This is a genomic window from bacterium, from assembly GCA_041648665.1.
Classification (GTDB): domain Bacteria; phylum UBA10199; class UBA10199; order 2-02-FULL-44-16; family JAAZCA01; genus JAFGMW01.
The window spans coordinates 1-2,653 of sequence record JBAZOP010000202.1; the positions used below are offsets into that span (position 1 = coordinate 1).

Below are 2,653 nucleotides of genomic sequence, written 5' to 3' on the forward strand. Positions count from 1 at the left end.
TAGGTCGTCGAGAGGCTGTCGGTGATCGACTGCCCCTGCATCGGTCCGGCGACCACGGTGAACCTGTACCGGAGCTGCTCCCAGGCGTTGCCCTTGTCGGAGACGCCGCTCTTGCGCTCGACGAACATCACCTCGAAGTCGTAGGTGCCGGCCAGCAGGTTGGGCGGCGGCAGGTTGGTGATGACGTCCGCGGAGGCGGGCTGCCCCTGCGGCGGGAGCTGCGCGCCCTGCGGCTGCGGCATCCCCTGCGGCATCCCGTAGCCGGGCGGCGGCGCGTAGGCGCCGGGCGGCGGCGCGAAGGTGGGCGCGGCCGGCGGGTACTGCGGCGGCGGCGCGACCGGCGCCGGGGGCGGCGGCGCGGCCTGGGTCGGCTGGGCCTGCAACTGAGCCATGATCGCCGCGATCTGCTGGGGGGTCAAATTGCTGATGTCCATCTTCTACGGTCCTTTCCTGAGGGGGTTTCCAAAGTCCCTCGTCTAAACATGCCAGGGCACGGGCCAGGGCCAGCGACCTTGCTGGCACCGCGGGTGCCCAGGATCACACACCCATATCGGTCGCAGGCCCAAGGCCTGCGCGAAAATATCGTAGCTGCAGTCCTGCACGGGCTGCTGGAAGGTCATCGCGAGGAAGCGCGGCGCCTTCATGTAGAAGACCGGCTTCGAGACTCGCGGAGCGAAGTGAGTGAAGAACGTGGAGCCGTTGCGCTCGGTGTAGATGAGCATGTCGAGCTCGCGAGGGAGCACGAGCTTGCCGCCGCGGCCGGAGAGGTCAGGCTCGACGGTCGCGACCTGATCTCGGTTGTCCTTGTCCATCGTCACCTTGCAGCCCATCTCGATGATGACGTGAAGCGGCAAGCTGAAGAGCATGTGGACGGTGCGGTTGTACCACGCGAGCACATCGCCCCACGCGCGGTGCTTGTCTTCCTTGCCACCGCGCCGCTTCTGCGCGTCCTGCGCTTCCTTCTCGGCCTGCTCGTAGATCATGGTCGCAATATCCGAGAAGCCGCCCAGGACGATCGTCTGCCAAGGGCACTGCTTCATGAGCGCGGCGCGGTAGATGTACTCGATCCACTGCTCCAGCTCGACCTTGATCGACACCGAACCGGGCACGTCCCGCAGGAACGCGGCGTGCGTCGAACCGATGACGACCGGCTGCACGATGAAGCTGCCATCTGGGTGACGCGCGGTGTTGTGCCCGCCCTCGGCGAGTGGGTTGATCAGAAGCGGCGCCGGCCAGGTCATCGACGTGAAGGTCTTGCCACTGCCAGGGTAGCCGTAGACTCCAATCCGCAAAAACATTGACTGCGATACGCCCATCGGGATTAGGCCTGGAGGCGCACTGATCATATCGAGACCTCGATATCATCGAACAAGATCGGCGTTCGGCGCTTGAACTCGACGAGCAGCGGCACCATGACCTCGCGCATCTGTGGGTGCGCCCGCCCCGAAGTCCGGAGCTTGAAGATGTGCCGCCACTCGCGCATGTTCGCGCCCACCACTATCTCGGCCTTGAGCGACTGCGGCAGCACACCGCGGGCGATCTCAGCGGGAACACCACGCCGCACGAGTTGCAGATACTTCAGCTCCGCATCGTGCATCGCTTTGATCCACAGGTCGATCACACGAGCGTGCCCGCGTCGCGCTTCCCCAAGCCAAGGGTCGATAACCGTGATCTCCTCACCGAACTTGCCCTTGCTATAGTTGCAGTAGCGCGTCGACTCCTGCGCGAACGAGCAGAGCCGATGCCGCACGAGTTCATGCGACACGCCGCGATCGGAGATAATCTTCACAACGGCCATGCCGCCGAGCTCGATCACCGCCTCGTGGCCTCGCTCGAGGAGGTACCGCACAAGGCGCTCGGCCGAACCAGGCTCGATCCTGTCCTCGGACTTGTAGCAGATCCGCGCCGCCTGCTCGATTGCTTCGAGCGGTTTCTCAGGGAACTGCAGGATCTCGAAACTGGCCTTGATAATCTTCATCGGTTGGCTCCCATCGTAAGTCGCTTGTAAACCTCGAGCGTGACATAGCAATCGACTCGCGCCCCGTGCATACCGCCGAGCAGGATGCCGAAGTGGCGCGCAAGCGCCCCGAGCGACTGCGAGCGGTAGCCCTTCTCGGAGACGCCATAGACACCCATGGCGGCAGCGACGTCTTTCGTATCGGTGAGCCGCTTCGCGTGCGGGAGCCTGAGGCCGATGCTCTGCCCGGCGGCGATGAGGAAGCGCACATCAAACGACGGGTTCGAGCCCAGCCAGCACTCGGCCAGCTCGATGAGCTGGAAGCACGGGTAGAGCACCTCGCCGAGCGGGCGTTGGGTCTTCTCCCACTCGGCGAGGCTGTAGCCGTTCACCTTCAACGCCTGCGGGCTCGCCTTCTCCGGGTACAGCAGCGGTGAGCGCCCGCCGGCTTCGTACCGAACGTTGAGCTGCGGGTCCACCAAGAGGACGTGCGTGTCAATGACCTCGTGCTGCACTGGGTCAAAACCCGTCGTCTCGGTGTCCACCACTGCGAGCCAGCCGTCCATGTCACAGCCCCTTCACGAGCGTGCCGAAGTGGTCCCACACGGCGCTGCCGACAGTCTTCGCGGCGGTCTCGACCGGCACCGGGGCCCCGGTGTCGTAGCCGGTGAACGTAAAGGCCTTGAGCTTCTCGGT

Annotated in this window: 4 protein-coding genes; all 4 read right to left on the reverse strand. The window is 64.9% G+C overall.

What is annotated here, in order from left to right; translation table 11 throughout:
* On the reverse strand, positions 1–434 hold a 434-nt coding region (locus tag WC683_20750), incomplete at its 3' end, for a hypothetical protein (GenBank protein MFA4975041.1).
* A gap of 42 nt (positions 435–476) precedes the next feature.
* Entirely contained in the window at positions 477–1,316 is an 840-nt protein-coding gene (locus WC683_20755; GenBank protein ID MFA4975042.1) for an AAA family ATPase, read from the reverse strand.
* Positions 1,317–1,342: 26 nt separating this feature from the next.
* Positions 1,343–1,978 carry an FAD-dependent thymidylate synthase gene (gene thyX / locus WC683_20760; GenBank protein MFA4975043.1) on the reverse strand — a complete coding sequence of 212 codons (636 nt, stop codon included), beginning with the start codon at positions 1,976–1,978 and terminating at the stop codon, positions 1,343–1,345.
* Positions 1,975–2,523 (reverse strand): 3'-5' exonuclease, encoded by a 549-nt coding sequence (locus WC683_20765; GenBank protein ID MFA4975044.1) that lies wholly within the window; start codon positions 2,521–2,523, stop codon positions 1,975–1,977. The genes thyX and WC683_20765 overlap by 4 nt, the downstream gene beginning before the upstream one ends.
* Between the last annotated feature and the right edge of the window lie 130 nt (positions 2,524–2,653).